We start from the raw sequence: 784 nt of genomic DNA on the forward strand, positions 1-784 counted from the left end.
CGACCGATCAACCGCGTCGCCTTCAGCGAATGCCCACCCAACGCGAAGAAATTGTCGTCAGGCAGCACGCTCGGCAGACCGAGCACCTGCGCGAACAGGCCGCACAACAACTCCTCCCGCACCGACCGCGGCCCCCGCGCCGAACCGCCCTCAGTGCCCGACACCGCCGAGGCTTCGCGACGCTCCGCATCCGCACGCAGTTCGGCACGGCGCTGTTCACCGCGCCGCAACAAGGTCCGCTCCTGCTCCACGGACTCGAAGACGCCGACCGTCTCCACCCCCGCCTCAGGATCCCCCGTCACCGCGTCCACCACCCGCACGAACAGGCGGTGCAGCAGTTCGGCCGTGGCCGCGTCGAAGAGGTCGGTGGCGAAGACCAGGGCCGCCGCCATCCCCGCCGGGTTGCCCTCGGCGTCCTGCTTCTCGGTGAAGCTCCAACTGAGGTCGAACTTGGAGGGGAGGGTGTCGAGGGCGTACGGGGTGAGGGTGGTGTCGGCGAGGTGGAAGGCCGCCTCGGTGTTGTTCTGGAGCACCAGCATGGTCTGGAACAGCGGGTGCCGGCCACCGGTCCGGTCGGGGTTGAGTTCCTCCACGATCCGCTCGAACGGCAGGTCCTCGTGCCCGAACGCCGCCAGGTCCGCTTCCCGCACCCGCTGCAACAACTCCGCGAACGAGGGGTTGCCGGAGGTGTCGGTGCGCAGCACCAGCGTGTTCACGAAGAAGCCGACGAGGTCGTCCAGGGCCTGGTCGGTGCGCCCCGCGGTGGGCGTGCCGAGGGGGATGT

1 protein-coding gene is annotated in these 784 nt (G+C 69.6%); it reads right to left on the reverse strand.

Going from position 1 to position 784, the window contains the following annotated elements:
* The coding region (locus ACJ6WD_RS41325; RefSeq protein ID WP_407617822.1) for a condensation domain-containing protein at positions 1 to 784 on the reverse strand (784 nt) is incomplete at both ends.

The sequence above is a fragment of the Streptomyces sp. VTCC 41912 genome, assembly GCF_045799175.1.
In the GTDB taxonomy this organism is placed as follows: Bacteria; Actinomycetota; Actinomycetes; order Streptomycetales; family Streptomycetaceae; genus Streptomyces; species Streptomyces albulus_C.